Genomic DNA, 19,060 nt, shown 5'->3' with positions numbered 1-19,060 from the left:
CATAAAATAACACTTACCAAAGTCTTTATTCCTAAAGATTTTCTAAATTTGTTAGATTAATAATCTAATATGAAGAAAAAACTACTATTTGCTATTGCCGGACTTGCGATAGCACCATTTTTTAGAGCTCAGAATGTTTCTGTTTTTAATGACGTTCCATTTTACAGTATGTATCATTATTTGGGAGAAGGACAGACAATGCCACCGGAAGCATTTTCCCAAATCCCTGCAGGCGCCATCCGATTACATGCTTACGAGCAAGATATTATTTCCAGAAGGCTAACTGAAACTGAAATTGCATCAATTGGAAGCAGTGTTAAAATGAATATTGTTTTAACCGCCGCTTGTGACAACTATGACAGGCTTGCCGGTGTTAATCTGGTTTTAGTCCCAAAAGGAAGCACAACATATACCTTTAATCAAGCTGACATCAAGCGTATAGAGATTGGACGTTTTATTACACCTTTTATGAATAAAAATGTTTCTCCGACTCAGGTTCCTTACAGCTATCAGGTTGATAATATATCCAACATTCTGCACGACTCAAGTTTATCAGCTGTTTATGATTTTTGGATTGAGTTCAGAGCTGATGGATATTCTGCAGCAGCCAATACACAGGTTGCCGGATGTGCTGACAGAACAGATGTTTTCCGTGGTAACCTGGAATTTGTAACAACTGGGACAGCTGCTCCAACACAGAATTTCCTTTTACCACTATCTTATCGTCAAAACCTGAATAATTATAATGCTACTGATGTTCCGGGACAAACGACGAGATTGGTTACATTTACGCTAGATCAACCTGTTCCTAATGCTTCTTTGCATCTGATTACTTCCAATCATGGCTCTAATACGAATGGGGAAGAATATGTAAAAAGAGTACATTATGTCTATCTAGATGATCAATTGGTAAACCAATATCTGCCTGGCGGAAAAAATTGTGAAGATTACAGACAATATAATACGCAAGGCAATGGAATCTACGGAGCATCTGCAAAAACTTTAAGAGGATGGATCTCCTGGAACAACTGGTGCCCTGGCGATGTAATTCCTAATCGTGAAATTAGCCTGGGAAATCTGTCTGCCGGAACTCATACAATTAAAATTGATGTTCCTACGGCTGTTTTTAATCAACAGCAAGGCTACTTTCCAATTTCAATGTACATTCAGAATCAAAAGAATGGCGATGTAATTTGTGCTGCGCCTTATGACTTGAAAATCGCTAATCAAATTAATACAACTGTAGACCTTACTTGGAAAGAGACAGGAACTTCTAACCAATGGCAAACACTTTGGGGAAGAAGAAATGTTTTTACTGCTGCCGGAGGAGAAGTTTACCGTGATATCAGTAACGAACCAAAAGACTCTCGTAGTGATCTCAATCTTAATTGGACTTACGAAACTTATGTTAAATCAAAATGTACAGATGATAAGAGTAGCCCTTGGTATGGTCCAATATATTCTTCTCAAATTAAATTGGGAACTGATGAAATTAACGCAAGAAAATCTTCGATTTATCCAAATCCTGTGAAAGATTTCATTAATATCAATTCTACTGCAAAAGTTAATAAGGTTTCTCTTTATAATGCAGATGGTAAAATCTTGTTAGAAGATAATTCTACAAAAATTAATCTTTCCAAGTTACAACCAGGAATTTATCTAATGAAAATTGATTTTGCTGATGGTAAATCAGAAACTCAAAAAGTTATTAAACAATAAATTAAATATTCACAATAATCAATTCCTGTTTAGAAATAAGCAGGAATTTTTATGCATAGAAAATAAGCTGCATGAAAAATCGTTTCTTGATTATGAGATATTTCTATTACTTATTTTTACTCTTTATTATCTCCTGCAAGACTTACACTTCTTCTAAACCAGAGTTTTCAACTTATTCTAATCAAAATCATGTAGAGATAAAGAAAGTGAATAATCTTAGATATCTGGGCGGAATTAAAAATTCTGAAGGAAAGATTCTGAAAGATAGTTTAATCTACCGAAGCGGAAATCTCCATCAGCTTAGAAAATTTTCTTTTGGTGAATTTGAAAAAATGAAAATCAGCAAAGTTATTGATTTGAGGACGCAACAGGAAATTTCTAAAGAACCCGATCAACTTCCTAAGGATGTTAATTATAAAATATACTCAGCTTTTGAGGATAAGAATGATGAAATGAGTAATGCGAAACAATTAGCTTTGAAAGGAAAAATAAGTAAGAATGATGCTGATAAAAGAATGATAAAATTCTACACAGATTATGTTTCTGAAAATCCTGAAATCATTAAGCAAATCATTACAGAAATCCTCAATTCAGAACAACCTATACTCTACCATTGCACGGCAGGAAAAGACAGAACCGGAATGATTACAGCTTTGATCTTGAAAATTCTGAAGTTTGATAATTCTGTTATTTTTGAAGAATATCTACAATCCAATAATCTGAGACAACATATGATTCAGAAAAGATTAAATCTTGCCAAAACATTTCATTTCGTTTATCCGAAACTGGATATTGGTGTTGTTGAAAAAACGAGTTGGATTGAACATAATTATTTACAATCCGCTTTCGATGAAATTGACAAAAAATATGATTCGATGGATAATTACATTCATCAGGTTTTAGGAATTTCAGAAAATCAAAGAGAGATTTATATTCAGAAGTTTTTACAATAAAAAAGCAGTCAAAATTGACTGCTTTATTTTTTATCTGTTGATTGGTTATCCGTTTTATTTTTTTTTCTTCCTGAATTGATTAGACTCTGATTGATAATATATTCCAATTGGCCATTCACACTTCGGAATTCATCTGCTGCCCATTTCTCCAGCAATTTATACATCTCATCATCCAATCGTAAAACAAAACTCTTCTTCATCAATACTTTATTTTTGATTAGTTATAAAGTGTTCCTGCATTTAGTATTGGCTGAGCCGCTTTTTCGCCACATAGAACCACCATTAGATTGCTAACCATTGCTGCTTTTCTTTCATCATCCAATTCAACAATATTTTCTGCAGACAGTTTTTTCAAAGCCATATCAACCATTCCAACAGCCCCTTCTACAATTTTTGCTCTTGCAGCTACAATCGCGGTTGCTTGTTGTCTTTGCAACATCGCTCCAGCAATTTCTGATGCATAAGCCAAGTGACTGATTCTTGCTTCCTGAACAACAATTCCTGCTGTTGAAAGTCTATCTGTCAATTCTTTTTCAAGAATATGATTGACACTATCGCCACCATCACGAAGTGTAATTTCTGCATTTTCGTCTTCCAAATTATCGTAAGGAAAACTTACTGCCAAATGTCGAACAGCCGCTTCACTTTGGATTCTCACATATTCCATATAACGTTCTACATCAAAAGCAGCTTTGTAAGTATCACCTACTTTCCAAACAATTACAGCGCCTATTTCTATTGGGTTTCCCATTTTGTCATTCACTTTCAGAGTTTGTCCCTGAAGGTTTTCTGAACGAAGACTCATTCTTTGCGTTGAATACAATGGATTAATGAAAAATAAGCCGTTAGCTTTTACTGTTCCTACATACTTACCAAAAAAGCTAAGCACTCTGGAATGGTTTGGCTGAATAATCATCAAGCCTTTCAGAAAAAAGATAAATGCAACAAAAGAAAGTACTCCAAAAATCACCGAAAGAGGATTATTATTACTTCCGCCGCTGATGACAAGGTATGCACTTAACACAAAAAGAACAAGGCTTATCACTAATGCTAAGAAGCCTGACAAAGGTTTTACAATTTTTTCCATATTAATTTAATTTGATATTAATTTGATATCATAAATATACTATTTATTTTAATACAAAAAATAAAAAAAACCGAACTTATTAAAAGTCCGGTTAATTAATTATGTAAAAAGTCTTAAGGCTCTACTTGAGTTCTTTTTTCTTGTTTTTCGTTCAATTTTTTATACTTAAACCAAGCCGCTATCGACAGTGCCAACATATAACCTAAGCTGATGTAAACCCAAAGTGGCAAAGGAATAGGATCTCCTTTTGCATAAGAGTGTAATCCTGACAAGTAATAATTAACTCCGAAATAAGTCATTACCATTGAGCAAAACGCAAACATCGTAACCACATGGAAAGTATATCTACCTCTCAATCCAGGAACCAATCTCATATGGATTACAAATGCATAAATCATAATCGAGATAAAAGCCCAAGTTTCTTTCGGATCCCAGCTCCAGTAACGCCCCCAAGATTCATTCGCCCAAATCCCCCCTAAGAAGTTTCCGATTGTTAAAGCTAATAATCCGATATTTAAAGACATTTCGCTTACAATAGCTAATTCTTTTAATGTTGTATCATTATGTCTTTTGAACGTGTCTTTGTTGGCGATTATATAGAAAATCAAAGAAATCATTGCAATCAACATCGATAACGAGAAGAATCCGTAACTCGAAGTGATAATTGCCACATGGACTACCAACCAATAAGATTTCAGAACCGGAACTAGCGGCGTAATTTGTGGGTCTAGAGCCGAACCACCGTGCGCAAATCCCATCATAATTACTGCTACCAAGAATCCAGCTGCGGGAATCAAAGTGTTTGAGTTTCTATACAAAGCAAATCCTGCCGAAATCCCTACCCAAGAGATGAAAATAATGGCTTCATAACCATTACTCCAAGGTGCGTGACCAGAGATGTACCATCTTCCGACCAAACCTAAGAAATGGAAGATATAACCAACTGCTCCGATATAAATCAATGATTTTACAACGTTATGAAGAATTTTGCCCGGTTTGAACAATTCTACAAAGCCTAAAATCAATAATAAACTTCCAATAATAGTGTAGAAAATCAACAATTTGAAGTTGATATCCAAGGTATTCATCAGAACTTCGAGCTTAACTTTGGTTTCAGAAGGCACTACATTCTTTCCCCATTTTTGTTGATACTCCTCTACTTTTTTAAGTTCTGCATCCGCTTTTGCCCAGCTCCCACCTTGCGTTGCCATAAGAACACTTGACAAATAGGGGCCTAAAACCGCTTGCGCATTTTCATCCGGTTCAAAAGTAGGTGTCATTACAGAATTCCAAGTATGATTTGGGTCATTTTTGACAGGAACAGTTCGGAAATATTGATAAGACATAATTCCGTTCAATACCTGAACTTTATCATTTAGTTTGATAACTGCTTCATCATATCTTGTTCTTTCAGACGCTTTTTTTCTGAACGCATCATTATAATCATCTTCTAACACGAAACGAAGATTTCCGTTTTTATCGGCTGGGAATAATTTAATCAAACTTGTAAAACCTTCTTCTGTAGCTTTTGTTTTTGCTCTAAGGTCTTTTCCAACTTTACCAGCTGTTTCAATTTTAATGATATTTACCTGAGCCCAAAACATTGGGTCAATCGTAGCAGCCAAAAACCATTGGTTAGCATCCAAATCCTGAAACTTAGAACGGGAAGTTAATTTATGTAGAATGTCAAGTGCCTGTGTGTTGGCAGGGACAATACGACCTTCATAATTTTGAACCAATAGAGAACCAAACTTGTCTGCGTGTTCTTTATTAATAGTAATATTCTTTACCATTTCGTCCGCATCTAAAACCATTGGATTTTTACTCGCAGAAGCTGGTTTTGCTTCGGTGGAATGAGAATGACCTTCGTGACTTCCGTCTTTCCCGTGCATATCAATTTCCTGAGCGTTGACACCAAAACTTAATAAAAGTAAAACAACAGCCGCAGTTTTTTTCTTACTAATGGTTTTCAGCATTTGGTTTAAGCTCCAGAAACGAGAACCTTTCCAGAACATCGTTACAAACATTCCTAAAAATAAAAATGCATAACCGATATAACTAATCAAAGTTCCCCAGAAATCGTGATTCACAGAAAGAACTGTTCCTTTTCTGTCTGGATCAAAACTCGCTTGGAAGAATCTGTAACCTTTATAATTAAGAACATGATTCATATAGATATTGTAAGGCGTTTCTTTTCCTTCATCCACGATTCTCACGTGAGATTCGTAAGCTGACGGCGAAGAACTTCCAGGATAAGTTTCCATCACAAATTTTTCCAGTTTAAGTGCAAAAGGCTGTGTGAAATAAATCTTCGGTCCGAATCCTAACATCACATCTAATCCATCGATATGAATCTGTTTGTAATTATTTGGATTTCCTTTCTCAACTACAAGGTCAACAACTTGCTTTGTTTTTGGTCCCGAAACTTCAACTTTCAACATGTCCGGAACATCTTTATCTTTTTGTTTATCACCTTCGTATGCCACTAATTTTCCTGTTTTAGTTCCTTCCGGAATTACCAATTTCAATTGGTCAATCGTATAAAGACTTCTCAAAACCAAAGGCTGGAACTCATCTTTTTTCGTTGTTCCAGTTGCCTGAGTTGCCATTGTCATATAAGCTGCATCAGTAGGAGTTTTGATATAGAGTTGTCCATCTTTTTTCTGGAATTCAACAGCACCTTCAATCGCCGTTCTGTTGTAACTTACTAAAGTTCCGTTGATATTCTGAACTTCGCCTTCAGCTAAATAGATATTCTGACGTCCGCCCATATCGCTGGTAGAAACCAAATGCAAGAATTCTTTCCCATTTCCTGCAACCAAACTATCTTTCTTTCTTTGGATATAATCCAGAGTTTTGATAACAATTTTTTCCTTTCCTAAGAAATCATAAGTCGCTTGGAAATCGTGATGAAGAGGCGACATCAAATAAGGAACATCGTGATAATTTTGTTGTTCTCCTTTTTCCTCAATTTTAATTTTGAAGAAATGTTTGTCCGTTACAATCTCATTATTAGTTTCGCCTTCACGGATATGCATTGTTCCTTCAAAACTGATGTAGCGAGTGATGGCACCACCTATGAAAATCAGAATAAAAGCTAAGTGAAAAACCAAAATTGGCCACTTTTCTTTTTTATAAAGTCTATATCTTCCGATGTTTCCAATAAAGTTCAGAATCAATAAAAACATAATGGCTTCAAACCATTTTGCTTCATAAATCAAGGCTTTTGCAGTTGGCGTTCCGTAATCATTTTCGATAAAAGTAGCAACTGCCATAGAAATTGCGAAAGCCAGAAGCAAAACTGCCATCGTTCGCGTAGAAATGAGAATATCCTGAATCTTTTTCATAAGTTAGATATCTAATATTTTATTTGTCAGACTTCATCGATTGGGCTTAATTCACGGGTTTTGTAAATGGCGATTTTGATCTGAAAATTTAGAATCCACAAAAATAAGGATGATAAATCACAAAGGCATCAAAAAAAACTGTTTTTTGTCATTTTGAAAAGCCAAATCGTTATTTTGAAACATTCTTAATAAGCCTTTTCAAACTGATAATTAGAGTGCTAAAAATTCATATAATTTTAAGAAAAATTAAAAATAACTCTCAACAATATATATGACTAATAAAAAACATTAAATTTGCATCTATTGACCTTTTTTGAAAATGAACAACGAACAAAATACGACCTCCAATTCAAGCAAAATCATCTCAAAACCGAGAATTATCTCGGGTGTCACGCTGATAATTTTATCTGTAGTTTTGACACTTTCCTTCATCTCTTATCTGATGAATTGGAAGTCTGACCAAAGCCAAGCCGGAACAATGTCTGACAAAACTGTAGAATCTTCTAATCTATTTGGAAAAATCGGTGATTGGCTGGGAAATCTTTTCATTTTTGAGAGTATTGGCGTAGCAGCTTTTGTTGTGGCATTTTTGTGTTTTGTTTTTGGCACTTTGGTTTTTAAGAAGAATTATTTCAAACCTTGGAAAACCATTTCTCACAGTTTATTTTTCATTTGCTGGACTCCGATTTTCTTTGGTGCCATAACTAATGGCGAAGGCGTTCTTGGCGGTGTTTACGGTTATCAGATTATGGATTATCTTAAATCCTATATCGGTTCTGTTGGACTTTGGATGGTTCTTTTTGTAAGTTTTGCTTTATATTTTGTTTTGGAATTTAATCTAAGACCAAGTTCTATCAAGAATAAATTGAATAACATTAATAATAATACGTTTGGAAAACTGAAAAATCTGATGCCAGATTCTGAAGAAGAATTTGAAGCAGATGAAGAACTTGAAAAAGAAATTGTCCCAGAAGATATTTCTGCTAATTCAAATCCTGTAAAAACTGAGAATGATTTCAGTAATATCAAAGTAACTCAGGACTTTGAACCAATCAAAACGCCGAATCAAACCTCTTTCAGAGAAGAAATCAAAGAACCGATTAAAGAATCTGCTCCTGAACCAATTGTTTTGTCCTCTACTCCAGCTCAGCCTCATAAGACAGTTGTTGAAAGTCCGGTTGTAAAATCTGAAGATGATTTTGCTTTCAATGTAGAAATTAAAAAAGACGAAGATTTTCCGGTAACTGCTGAGCAACAAAAATCAGATGATTTGGTTAGCAAACACGGTTTGTATGACCACAAATTGGATTTGGCAAAATTCCAAATGCCTTCTGTTGAATTACTGAAAGATTACGGAAACGAGGAAATCACCATTAATAAAGACGAACTCGAGGAAAATAAAAACAGAATTGTTGGCTTATTGAAAACCTTTAACGTAGGAATTTCTGAAATTAAAGCGACAATTGGACCAACTGTTACACTTTACGAAATTGTACCGGAAGCAGGAATTCGTGTTGCAGCAATTAAAAAATTACAGGATGATATTGCTTTGAATCTTTCCGCACTTGGAATCAGGATCATCGCACCAATGCCGGGAAAAGGAACAATAGGCATCGAGGTTCCAAGAAAAAATCCGACAATGGTTTCGATGCGTTCGGTTGTAGCTTCGCCAAAATTCCAATCAGCAGATATGGATTTGCCAATCGTTTTTGGTAGAACTATTTCCAATGAAGTTTTCGTAGCTGACTTGGCAAAAATGCCTCACTTATTAATGGCTGGAGCAACAGGACAAGGAAAATCAGTTGGTATTAATGCGATTTTAACTTCGTTAATTTATAAAAAACATCCAAGCGAATTGAAATTTGTAATGGTGGATCCTAAGAAAGTGGAATTGTCACTTTACTCAAAAATAGAAAGACACTATTTGGCGAAGTTGCCTGATACAGAAGATGCGATTATCACAGACAATGCGAAAGTAATTAATACGCTGAATTCACTTTGTATCGAGATGGATGACCGTTACGAATTGCTGAAAAACGCATTCTGTAAAAACATCAAAGAATACAACGCCAAATTCGCGCAACGAAAACTTAACCCTGAAAATGGTCACAGATATCTGCCTTACATCGTTCTAGTAGTAGACGAATTTGCAGATTTGATTATGACAGCAGGGAAAGAAGTAGAACATCCGATTGCGAGATTGGCGCAGTTAGCAAGAGCAATTGGAATTCACTTGATTGTTGCGACGCAAAGACCTTCTGTCAACGTCATTACAGGTATGATTAAAGCAAATTTCCCAGCAAGGGTTGCTTTCCGTGTAATTTCTGGAGTAGATTCTAAAACTATTTTGGATTCGCCTGGTGCGGAACAATTGGTTGGGAAAGGAGATATGCTTTACTTCAACGGAAATGATTTGACTCGTTTGCAGTGTGCATTTGTAGACACACCGGAAGTTGAAAGAATCGCAGAATTTATTGGAGAGCAAAAAGGTTATTCTGACGCTTATCTTCTTCCTGAATATTCTGGTGAAGAAAGCAGTTCAACAGTCGGCGCTTTTGACCCGAACGAGAAAGATGCATTGTTTGAAGAAGGTGCAAGAATCGTGGTTTCTACGCAGCAAGGTTCGACATCAATGTTACAAAGACAGTTGAAATTAGGATATAACAGAGCCGGAAGAATTATGGACCAATTGGAAGCGGCAGGCGTGGTTGGTGGTTTCAATGGTGCAAAGGCAAGAGAGGTTTTGATTTCCGATCTTAATTCTTTGGAAAGATTGTTGGATGAGTTGAAAGGAAGATAACTTAATTAAATATACAGAAACGCCAAGTAGTCTTGGCGTTTTTATTTTTTCTGAGAAGTATTGTAATAATATTATCCTAATAATTAATATATAAAAACTGAAACTTTTCGCATCATCTTTTCATTTTCTTTTCATAATTTCGTTTTAAACTTTTATAATAAATGTCGTCGCACGAACTCCTCAACAAAGCCATAAAGATTGCTACAAAAGCGCACAAAAAACAGACAGATAAGTATGATGCTCCCTACCTTGGACATGTTTTCCGGGTAATGAATGCCGGTAAAACCATCGATGAAAAGATTGTCGGGATTCTTCACGATGTTGTAGAAGACAACCCAGATTATCCAATAGAATACCTCCGAGAAAAAGGATTTCCTGAACACATTCTTGAAGCAGTCGAATGTCTTACAAAACGTGAAGAAGAGCATCTGGATTATGATGCCTTTATTACAAGAATTGAAAAAAGTCCGCTTGCAATTGCTGTAAAATTAAATGACTTAAGAGATAATATGGACCTAACAAGATGTACAGAACTACTGCAGGAAAAAGATTTGAAGCGCTTCAACAAATATCTGAAGGCGTACCTTTATCTTTCTGAAAAGTATTAAATCACTCTCGCTGATTTTGCTAATTATGCAGATTTTAAATTTGCTGAATCGGCAAAATCAGCGAGAAAAATTTCTCTAATCCACCATCGGAATCACAATATCCTTCTCGTCATCCGTTCCATCGATGGTGAAGTTGAGCGCAAAATAAAGAAAGTGAAAATTATCATTGCCTTTGGTGGAAAATTCTCTCTGGAACATATAACCCGTGGTTGCAGATAATGTATGATTGAACTGATAACCAAAACCCGCAAAAGTCCGGTTTCGTTTAAAATTCGGGTCTTTCGGACCAAAGAATAATTCTTCAAAAGCATTCATAAAGAAAGTTTCTTCCTGAACTTTTGGTTTGTTGATTGGTAAAGTTGCGCTCAGCCTGTAACGGAAACGGTTCGCTTCTGTATGTTCTCCGGTTTGACTTGCGTAGAAAAACCGGTGTTCAGCTCTTCCTCTGTGATCTAGCTTAAGCCTTCCAAATCTTTGCGTGAAAGTATATTGTAGCCAAAGTCTGAATTCCTCCTGAGAAATCTTCATTTTCTCATAAGTTCCATATCTTCCAAGCCCAACAAATGCCTGATTATTTTTATTCAGATTATACCCAATCCCGCCTTTGGTTTCATAATAATCAATGACTGTATAATCACGTCTGGCTCTGGTTTGGAGTTCCACATAAGCCATCCATTTCGGATCCATCTTATACGTAAAAGACATCATATTAAAACCAGAAAGGTGATCCTGCCCCAACGCAAAAACACCTAAAAACAGAAATACAAAACCAAGCTTTTTCACGATGCAAAGATAATCAAATACAACATTCATAATAATAATTTTTTGGGCGTAACCCTTTCTTTTTGCTTATGAACATTAATCACTAAAATCAACATTTCCAGTTCAGCAAAAAACAAGCGGGTCGGGCTGTCCACTACTATCTTTTTGTCCAGAACATATCACATCCAAATTAGCATTATTCCATAGACAAAAAGGATATCCGTTACCATCCCTTACGCAGATTCAACACAGAAACAACATTACTACTTTCAAAACAGATTGTTTAAACTAAAAATAAGTTATGTTTTTCTCTAAACAACTTGTTTTAATTAAATGCCAATTGTTTTTTTCTCTAAACAGATTGTTTTAATGAAATACAAATTGTGTTTCTTTTTAAACAAATCGCTTGAACCAAATACAAGTTGTGATTTAATCTAAACAGATTGTTTTTAAATATCACAAAAAAAACCTTTCAACAGAATTGAAAGGTTTTATGAATATTTCGAATATGTTATTCTATCCTAATAAAAGCGTCAACGGACTTTCCAGGTAAGTTCTCAACGTTTGCAAGAACTGAGCTCCTGTTGCCCCATCGATTACTCTGTGGTCACAAGCAAGAGATAGCTTCATTGTATTTCCAACAACGATTTGTCCGTTTTTCACAATTGGTTTTTCAATAATCGCTCCTACAGATAAGATCGCAGAGTTTGGTTGATTGATGATTGAAGTGAAAGTCTCGATTCCGAACATTCCAAGATTAGAAACAGAGAAAGTAGAACCTTCCATTTCGTTAGCTTTAAGCGCTTTAGTCTTCGCTCTTCCAGCCATATCCTTCACTGCTGCAGAAATCTCGTTATAGTTCATATAATCTGTATTTTTCAATACAGGAACTACCAATCCGTCTGGCACAGCAACCGCCACACCAACGTTGATATTTCCGTGGTGAACAATTTTATCGCCAGCCCAAGAAGAATTAACTTGTGGATGTTTTCTCAATGCTACAGCAACCGCTTTGATAACCATATCGTTGAAAGATACTTTCGTATCCGGAACGCTGTTCATCTCTTTTCTAGCTTCGATCGCTTTATCCATATTGATTTCAACCGTCAAATAGTAATGTGGCGCAGTGAATTTACTTTCTGCCAATCTCTTCGCGATGATGTTTCTCATCTGAGAGTTTGGTGTTTCAGAATCTTCACCTGGCGTGAATGCTACACTTGGCTGTGCAGGAGCTGCTTTTGGAGCAGATGCCGCAGCAGATGGTTGTGCAGAAGGCTGATAGTTTTCAACATCTTTCTTCACGATTCTACCGTTTTCACCAGAACCTTTGATTCCAGAGAAATCAATTCCTTTATCTTGAGCAATTTTCTTAGCCAAAGGAGAGATAGCAACTCTGTCGCCAGTAGAAGAATCCGCAACTGGTGCAGACTCTTGTTTCTCTTCTATTTTGGTTTCAGCTTTAATTTCAGTTTTTGGAGCAGCAGCTTTTTTGCCACCTCCGGAAACAACACCAGAAACATCCGTTCCTGCTGGACCAATGATTGCTAAAATTTTATCAACTTCTGCTGCATCGCCTTCGCTAACACCTTGGTATAATAATGTTCCGTTGAATTCTGATTCGAAATCCTGAACTGCTTTATCTGTTTCGATTTCTGCAAGGATATCGCCTTCTTTCACAGCATCACCAACGTTCTTTTGCCATTTAGCCACTTTACCTTCCGTCATTGTATCAGAGAGACGAGGCATTGTGATAACTTCTACACCATCAGGGATATCAGCTGAACCAGCACCCTCATCAGCAGTTTCTACAGATGTAGATTCGCCTTGAGTTTTAGTTTCTTCTTCAGATTTCTTTTCTTCAGTTTTTGCACCACCACCGATAAGACTAGAAATATCTTCTCCTTCTTTACCGATAATTGCCAAAACCGAATCTACAGGAGCTTGTGCACCTTCTTCTACACCTATATATAAAAGAGTTCCGTTAATTTCGGATTCGAAATCCTGAACTGCTTTATCAGTTTCGATTTCTGCAAGGATATCGCCTTCTTTTACAGCGTCGCCTACCTTTTTGTGCCATTTTGAAACTTTGCCTTCCGTCATCGTATCAGACAAACGGGGCATCGTAATTACTTCTGCCATAATTTTTGATATGTTAATTTGATAATGAGATGATGCGGTGAGAATTAGTTAAAACAAATCAACCTATCTTCACATCATCAAATCGTTATTAATTATTTTCTAACTTGTTGATGAATGGATAATCCGGAGTAGAATATACATAGTCGTAAAGAAGATTTGCATCCGGATATGGAGAATTTTCCATAAACTCAACGCATTCTTCTACAAACTCCCTAGATTTCTCATCCATAGCTTCCAATTCTTGTTCAGTAGCCCAGTTGTTTTCCAAGATTCTGCTTTTCACAATCTCGATTGGGTCTTCCAATTTATATTGTGCTACTTCGTCCTTGCTTCTGTAAGGCTCAGCATCTGACATAGAGTGACCTCTGTAACGGTAAGTTCTAGCCTCGATGAAAGTTGGTCCATCTCCTCTTCTTGCTCTTTCGATAGCCTCATAAGCTGCTTCTGCTACTTTTTCTGGATCCATCGCATCTACAGGAAGACAAGGCATTTCGTATCCTAATCCTAATTTATAGATATCTTCGTGATTAGCAGTTCTCTTAACAGAAGTTCCCATTGCATAACCGTTGTTCTCACAAACGAAAACTACAGGAAGTTTCCAGTTCATTGCCATATTGAAAGTCTCGTGAAGCGAGCCTTGACGTACTGCACCATCTCCCATAAAACAAATATTCACTGCTTTTCTGTCAAAATATTTATCTGCGAAAGCAATACCAGCTCCCAAAGGAATCTGACCACCAACAATACCGTGACCTCCGTAGAAACGGTGCTCTTTGCTGAAAATATGCATAGAACCTCCCATACCTTGAGATGTTCCAGTTGCTTTTCCACAAAGTTCTGCCATAATTCTTTTTGGGTCAACTCCCATTGCCATTGGATGGATGTGGCATCTGTATGCCGTAATCATACTATCCTTCGACAGATCCATTGCGTGGGTAAAACCTGCAGGAATTGCCTCCTGACCGTTATATAAATGTAAAAAACCTCTGATTTTTTGTTTTAAATAAAGAGAACGGCATTTGTCTTCAAACCTTCTCCACATCGTCATTTCTTCATACCATTTAAGGTAGACTTCTTTAGAAAATTCTTTCATTGTAATTTCGAAATATGTAGCAAAAATAAGAAAAAAAATCTTTCTTTATTGTATGCATATTATCATATTTTTTAAAGAATAGAAATCATTAAGTATAATTAATATAGAAAATTACGCAATCGTTTGCGCAAACATTCAAGTTAATTCAATTCTATTGGTTTTTACAAATTAATAATTTTTGTATATTGAAATCGAAATTTTTATGAATGGAAATCAAAAACCCCGTTATTCTCTCTATCTCGAAAGTGATTTCGAATTTCTTCAACCCTTTGGTTTCATTGGTTATTTACTTTTTTTATTACAGCTATAAAAATTATACTTGGGAAGAAGCCTCAAAGAAATTCCTCCCGATCTTATTGTTGCTGATTATTCCTATTGCTATCTGGATTTACAAAAATGTAAAAAACGGAAACTATACCAATATGGACGTTTCTAACCGGAAGCAACGCCACTCGCTTTACATTTTTATCATCATTGCAACTGTTATTTTCTTAGGAGTTGATTTTTATCTGCACAAGGAAATGGACTGGACGATTTTTATGCTCTGCATCTTATTAATATTAATGCAAGTCAGTAATTTTTTTATCAAAAGCTCGATGCACACGAGTCTTAATATATATGTTGCAGCTCTTTTTTTTGCGATAGAACCTGTCATTGGAATTTTTTGGTTTGCATTGTCAATCATCATTGGAATTACAAGAATTATTTTGAAAAGGCATACGCCGAAAGAAGTTTTTTCTGGTGCATCAATCGCCATATTTGTATCTTTAATTTACCTTATTATGGTAAAAACTATTATCTTTTAAACTAAACTATATATGATACTACAATCTTTAACACCTTCTGAGGAAGAAATAATGCAACTGATTTGGAACAAAGGGCAAATCTACTTCCGTGAGTTAATGGACAGCTTTTCAGAACCAAAACCGCATCAAAATACTGTTTCTACGTTCCTAAAAATACTTGTCGAAAAACACTATTTATCGACAGAAAAGCAAGGCAGAATTTATCTTTACAGACCTGCTGTAGAATTTGTAGAATACCGAAAATTTGTATTGAAAAGGTTTTTGGAAAATTATTTTAACAATTCCGGACGCGAACTTTTCAATGTTTTGTTGGATGAGGAATTAATAACTTCAGAAGACTTTGAGAACTTAATCAAATCAAAAACGGTTTTTGCTACCAAAAAGCAAGAGCAGGAAAATCACATTCAGGATTTTATCAAAGAAATAACCAGCGATAAAAAATCCAAGAAGAAGGAGAAGGACAAAAAGAAGAAAAAAGATAAGAAAAAGTAAAATATCTTAATTAAAAACTCTGCCAAATGATTCAAAAATTAAACGAAATATTCGGGAAAGCCTTGTATGCAATTCGGCAATATCCTTTGGTTTTGCTGATGGCATTATCGGCTTCAATTTGCCTGATGTTCATTGCTGAAGATAACTTCCGAACCAGCGAAAAGGTTTTTACTTTAACTAAATTCACTTTAGTTTCCTGCCTCGGAATTTCGTTGATGTTTGGGTTGAAAATCCTTTCACAAAGAATCGGGAAACAGTTCTTATTAGAACTGGGTGGCATTCTTTTTATCGTTCTACTTTATTTTCTATTGCCAAAACTAGAGAAAGACTTTACAGAAGTTTATGCATTTTTGCTCGTTCCGACTTATATCTTATCCCATCTTTTTGTTTCGTTTGCGGCTTTTTTCAGGAAGAAAACCGAAATGGATTTTTGGCAATACAACAAGAATCTTTTCATCAATATTTTTCTGACAACGATTTTCACGGGCGTTTTGACTGGCGGCGTAGAATTAGCCATCGTTGCAGTAGACCAGCTTTTTGATTTTAATTTTAGTGATAAAATTTATCTGAGAGTATTTTATTTATTAGCCATTTTCGGAAGCAGTCTCATCTTTTTATTATTTAATGAAAAAGGATTAGAATATCTTGAAAAAGAAGGAGCTTATCCTGTCGTTCTGAAGTTTTTCACACAATACATTCTCATTCCACTTCTTATAATATATGTTGTCATTTTATATTTCTATTCGGGGAAAATCTTGTTGAATTGGGAACTACCTCGTGGTTGGGTTTCGTATCTGGTTCTCGCCTACTCTATCGTTGGGATTTTAGCCATTTTATTGGTTCATCCATTAAAAGAAAATTCTGCGAAATCGTGGGTTAAGATGTTTTCCAAGATTTTCTATTTTACCTTGATTCCTTTATTGATTTTGTTACTCACAGCAATTTTCACAAGGATTTTGGAATACGGATATACCGAACCAAGATATTACGTTTTACTTCTTGCGATTTGGCTGGTAACTGTGATGTTTTATTTTATACTTAATAAAAATCAGAATATCAAATTCATCCCAATCAGTCTTTTTGCTTTTGGATTATTTTCTTTGATTTTTCCTTATTTCAATACATTTTCGGTTGCTAAAAGAAGTCAGGAAAATCAACTGATGAAGGTTTTGAATGATCACAAATTATTAACCTCAAACCAAAAAATTAACTTCAAAAAGTCAGTTGCAGACAGCGTTGTAACAAAAATAGGAAACGAGTTTGTGTTTCTTATCAAGAGAAATGATAAAGATTTTTTATTAAATTTAATTGACACTAAAAAGAGTAAAGACCTTGCTAAAAACATTAATGAAAACAATTTCTGGAGCGCCAATTCTGATCTCTACTATAGCTTTTCAGACATAAAAAAAACAGATAAATACGCTTCTGATTATGACAGATTAGAAGTAATTTCAGATCAAAATATTATTGATGTAAAAGACTATCAATATGTTTTTTACTTCAACAGGTACAATCACGGTAACAAAAAAATTGGCAATGATAATTTTGAAATTTATGATAGAGTTACCGATGAAAATCCTCAGTTCAAAGTCATTTTAAATTCTGATGAAGAAGCTGATTTTTCTTCATTAATAAAAGATTTGGTTAAGAAATACAAAGGAAAAGTGGGTAAAGTCAACGTTCCGGAGATTTCTATGGAAGCCGACCTTGGCGATTATCATCTGAAAATGATCCTAGGAAGTTTTTCAACAGAACAGTACAGGAGCAATACTTATCCAAATATAAGTTATGACGATGCTTACTTGCTCATCCGAAAGAAATAAAAAAAAAGCGATCAAAATTTGATCGCTTCTATTTTTTCCAGTTGTAAGATTACCAACGGTTTCCACCTCCACGGTTTCCGCCTCTATCTCCACCTCCGTAACCACCGCCACGGTTGTTATCGAAAGATCTTCTTGGCTTCTCTTCTCTTGGTCTTGCTTCTGTTACGTTAAGAATTTTTCCGTTCAATTCCTTTTGGTTTAATGCTTCAACAGCTTGTTTGCCTTCAGCATCACCCATTTCTACGAAACCAAATCCTTTTGATCTCCCAGTTTCTCTGTCAGTGATAATTTTTGCAGAAGATACTTCTCCAAATTCTTCGAATAATTCTTGCAACTGATAATCCTTAGTTGCGTAATTGATGTTTGAAACAAAAATGTTCATTTTAAAAAAATTAAGTTATAAAAAATTGTTGTTTTAAAATTATAAATAAGGAAAAACAACAAAAAATGAAGATTATTGATTTCAAATATAATTTGGTGCAAGGTACGATTATTTTTGAATAATCAATAACTTCTATATTAAATTTAAAAATTAATATACAAAAGCTCAATCCACCTCTGCTCCACGGTTTGCTTCCAATATTCTGAACCAGTCTATTGTTTCCAAATCAATCAATAATGATTTTTTCAGCTCACGAATAGTTTCTGCTTTAGAAGTACCAATAACTGGAATTATTCTTGATGGATGTTTCAGAATGAAGGCTAACAATATCTGATTTTCTTCTGCATTGTATTTCCTGCAAAGATCTTTGATTATGTTTTTTAATCTGATATTCTGTTCAGATCTTTCAGAGAAATAATTTCCCATAACGGACCAAGCGGTTGGCCTCAATCCTTTTATCATCATTTGATCCAAAGTTCCATCATTGAACGCTGAAATTTGATTAACAGAAACTTCAATCTGATTGGTAACTAGTGGGAAATATTGATTAATTAGTTCAAACTGAGAAACCGAAAAATTACTTACGCCAAAATGTTTCACTTTCCCATTGTCTTTCAAAATTTGAAATGTATTGGCTACTTCCTCAGGATTCATCAAAGGCGATGGACGATGTAATAGTAAAACATCCAAGTAATCTGTTTTTAGATTAGAAAGACTCTCATCAACACAATTTTGAATATAATTAGAATCGTAATTGTAATATTTGAGAGCGGAAGATTTCTTTTCAGAATTCATTACAATCCCACATTTGGAAATAAACTTAACTTTTTCTCTGTCAATATTCATTTCTTTCCAGGCATTGCCAAAAAGTTCTTCTGTGGTATGACCGCCGTAAATATCAGCATGATCAAATGTTGTGATATTTTCTTCCAGACAAACTTCTATCAACTTCTGAGCATCTTTTTCGGAGTGATTAGCTCCCCAAATTCCCCAACGCATTGTGCCAGCGATAATTTCTGAAAACATACTAATAAATTTTCACAAATATA

The 19,060-nt window shown here is 35.1% G+C and carries 15 protein-coding genes; 7 read left to right on the top strand and 8 right to left on the bottom strand.

Annotated features, from left to right (window positions below):
• The first annotated feature begins 69 nt into the window (after window positions 1-69).
• A complete protein-coding gene (locus BUR19_RS05030; protein WP_074233796.1) occupies window positions 70-1,719 on the top strand; it encodes a peptide-N-glycosidase F-related protein in 1,650 nt (549 codons plus the stop codon).
• Window positions 1,720-1,790: 71 nt separating this feature from the next.
• Window positions 1,791-2,672, top strand: a complete 882-nt coding sequence (locus tag BUR19_RS05025) for a tyrosine-protein phosphatase (RefSeq protein WP_074233795.1) — start codon at window positions 1,791-1,793, stop codon at window positions 2,670-2,672.
• Window positions 2,673-2,695: 23 nt separating this feature from the next.
• Here BUR19_RS05025 and BUR19_RS05020 read toward each other — a convergent pair whose 3' ends face one another.
• The 3 genes from BUR19_RS05020 to ccsA all read right to left on the bottom strand — a co-directional run bounded on the left by BUR19_RS05020 (window position 2,696) and on the right by ccsA (window position 7,106).
• Window positions 2,696-2,872: an Arc family DNA-binding protein gene (locus BUR19_RS05020; RefSeq protein WP_074233794.1), complete on the bottom strand. Its 177-nt coding sequence runs from the start codon at window positions 2,870-2,872 to the stop codon at window positions 2,696-2,698.
• Between the two features lie 17 nt (window positions 2,873-2,889).
• Window positions 2,890-3,759 (bottom strand): SPFH domain-containing protein, encoded by an 870-nt coding sequence (locus tag BUR19_RS05015; protein WP_074233793.1) that lies wholly within the window; start codon window positions 3,757-3,759, stop codon window positions 2,890-2,892.
• Window positions 3,760-3,872: 113 nt separating this feature from the next.
• Entirely contained in the window at window positions 3,873-7,106 is a 3,234-nt protein-coding gene (ccsA, locus tag BUR19_RS05010; protein WP_074233792.1) for a cytochrome c biogenesis protein CcsA, read from the bottom strand.
• Between the two features lie 319 nt (window positions 7,107-7,425).
• Here ccsA and BUR19_RS05005 point away from each other — a divergent pair, with 319 nt between their 5' ends.
• On the top strand, window positions 7,426-9,906 hold the full coding sequence (locus tag BUR19_RS05005; RefSeq protein WP_074233791.1) for an FtsK/SpoIIIE family DNA translocase: 2,481 nt from the start codon (window positions 7,426-7,428) through the stop codon (window positions 9,904-9,906).
• A gap of 161 nt (window positions 9,907-10,067) precedes the next feature.
• Complete coding sequence (locus BUR19_RS05000) at window positions 10,068-10,514, top strand: phosphohydrolase (RefSeq protein ID WP_074233790.1); 447 nt, start codon at window positions 10,068-10,070, stop codon at window positions 10,512-10,514.
• A gap of 75 nt (window positions 10,515-10,589) precedes the next feature.
• On the opposite strand, the gene BUR19_RS04995 is transcribed toward BUR19_RS05000, so the two are convergent.
• From BUR19_RS04995 to pdhA, 3 genes are all read right to left on the bottom strand, one after another.
• The gene (locus BUR19_RS04995) at window positions 10,590-11,327 is read right to left on the bottom strand and encodes a DUF2490 domain-containing protein (protein WP_139297265.1); all 738 of its coding nucleotides are present in this window, start codon (window positions 11,325-11,327) and stop codon (window positions 10,590-10,592) included.
• A 465-nt stretch (window positions 11,328-11,792) separates the two neighbouring features.
• Window positions 11,793-13,415 (bottom strand): pyruvate dehydrogenase complex dihydrolipoamide acetyltransferase, encoded by a 1,623-nt coding sequence (locus tag BUR19_RS04990; protein ID WP_074233789.1) that lies wholly within the window; start codon window positions 13,413-13,415, stop codon window positions 11,793-11,795.
• 88 nt (window positions 13,416-13,503) lie between these two features.
• Window positions 13,504-14,508, bottom strand: coding sequence for a pyruvate dehydrogenase (acetyl-transferring) E1 component subunit alpha (pdhA, locus tag BUR19_RS04985; RefSeq protein ID WP_074233788.1), 1,005 nt, complete (start codon window positions 14,506-14,508; stop codon window positions 13,504-13,506).
• A 206-nt stretch (window positions 14,509-14,714) separates the two neighbouring features.
• On the opposite strand from pdhA, the gene BUR19_RS04980 reads away from it, so the two are divergent.
• Genes BUR19_RS04980 through BUR19_RS04970 form a run of 3 tightly spaced genes read left to right on the top strand, consistent with a single transcriptional unit; the run spans window position 14,715 to window position 17,629 of the window.
• Window positions 14,715-15,314, top strand: coding sequence for an ABC transporter permease (locus tag BUR19_RS04980; protein WP_074233787.1), 600 nt, complete (start codon window positions 14,715-14,717; stop codon window positions 15,312-15,314).
• A gap of 12 nt (window positions 15,315-15,326) precedes the next feature.
• Window positions 15,327-15,806, top strand: a complete 480-nt coding sequence (locus BUR19_RS04975; RefSeq protein ID WP_074233786.1) for a BlaI/MecI/CopY family transcriptional regulator — start codon at window positions 15,327-15,329, stop codon at window positions 15,804-15,806.
• 26 nt (window positions 15,807-15,832) lie between these two features.
• Window positions 15,833-17,629 (top strand): DUF4153 domain-containing protein, encoded by a 1,797-nt coding sequence (locus BUR19_RS04970; protein WP_074233785.1) that lies wholly within the window; start codon window positions 15,833-15,835, stop codon window positions 17,627-17,629.
• Window positions 17,630-17,678: 49 nt separating this feature from the next.
• Here the strand turns inward: BUR19_RS04970 and BUR19_RS04965 are convergent, their stop codons facing one another.
• Window positions 17,679-18,011 (bottom strand): RNA recognition motif domain-containing protein, encoded by a 333-nt coding sequence (locus BUR19_RS04965; protein WP_074233784.1) that lies wholly within the window; start codon window positions 18,009-18,011, stop codon window positions 17,679-17,681.
• Window positions 18,012-18,176: 165 nt separating this feature from the next.
• Window positions 18,177-19,037: an aldo/keto reductase gene (locus BUR19_RS04960; protein ID WP_074233783.1), complete on the bottom strand. Its 861-nt coding sequence runs from the start codon at window positions 19,035-19,037 to the stop codon at window positions 18,177-18,179.
• Window positions 19,038-19,060 lie beyond the last annotated feature (23 nt).

Source organism: Epilithonimonas zeae, assembly GCF_900141765.1.
GTDB lineage: Bacteria > Bacteroidota > Bacteroidia > Flavobacteriales > Weeksellaceae > Epilithonimonas > Epilithonimonas zeae.
This window is presented reverse-complemented; position numbering and strand designations above follow the sequence as displayed.

What these genes read in the sequence shown, in the direction of transcription:
- BUR19_RS04975 (WP_074233786.1), top strand. Translation starts at nt 15,327, where the DNA reads ATGATACTACAATCTTTAACACCTTCTGAGGAAGAAATAATGCAACTG.
- BUR19_RS04960 (WP_074233783.1), bottom strand. Translation starts at nt 19,037, where the DNA reads ATGTTTTCAGAAATTATCGCTGGCACAATGCGTTGGGGAATTTGGGGA.
- BUR19_RS05030 (WP_074233796.1), top strand. Translation starts at nt 70, where the DNA reads ATGAAGAAAAAACTACTATTTGCTATTGCCGGACTTGCGATAGCACCA.
- BUR19_RS05025 (WP_074233795.1), top strand. Translation starts at nt 1,791, where the DNA reads ATGAAAAATCGTTTCTTGATTATGAGATATTTCTATTACTTATTTTTA.
- BUR19_RS04980 (WP_074233787.1), top strand. Translation starts at nt 14,715, where the DNA reads ATGGAAATCAAAAACCCCGTTATTCTCTCTATCTCGAAAGTGATTTCG.
- BUR19_RS04970 (WP_074233785.1), top strand. Translation starts at nt 15,833, where the DNA reads ATGATTCAAAAATTAAACGAAATATTCGGGAAAGCCTTGTATGCAATT.
- BUR19_RS05005 (WP_074233791.1), top strand. Translation starts at nt 7,426, where the DNA reads ATGAACAACGAACAAAATACGACCTCCAATTCAAGCAAAATCATCTCA.
- pdhA (WP_074233788.1), bottom strand. Translation starts at nt 14,508, where the DNA reads ATGAAAGAATTTTCTAAAGAAGTCTACCTTAAATGGTATGAAGAAATG.
- BUR19_RS04965 (WP_074233784.1), bottom strand. Translation starts at nt 18,011, where the DNA reads ATGAACATTTTTGTTTCAAACATCAATTACGCAACTAAGGATTATCAG.
- ccsA (WP_074233792.1), bottom strand. Translation starts at nt 7,106, where the DNA reads ATGAAAAAGATTCAGGATATTCTCATTTCTACGCGAACGATGGCAGTT.
- BUR19_RS05015 (WP_074233793.1), bottom strand. Translation starts at nt 3,759, where the DNA reads ATGGAAAAAATTGTAAAACCTTTGTCAGGCTTCTTAGCATTAGTGATA.
- BUR19_RS05020 (WP_074233794.1), bottom strand. Translation starts at nt 2,872, where the DNA reads ATGAAGAAGAGTTTTGTTTTACGATTGGATGATGAGATGTATAAATTG.
- BUR19_RS04990 (WP_074233789.1), bottom strand. Translation starts at nt 13,415, where the DNA reads ATGGCAGAAGTAATTACGATGCCCCGTTTGTCTGATACGATGACGGAA.
- BUR19_RS04995 (WP_139297265.1), bottom strand. Translation starts at nt 11,327, where the DNA reads ATGAATGTTGTATTTGATTATCTTTGCATCGTGAAAAAGCTTGGTTTT.
- BUR19_RS05000 (WP_074233790.1), top strand. Translation starts at nt 10,068, where the DNA reads ATGTCGTCGCACGAACTCCTCAACAAAGCCATAAAGATTGCTACAAAA.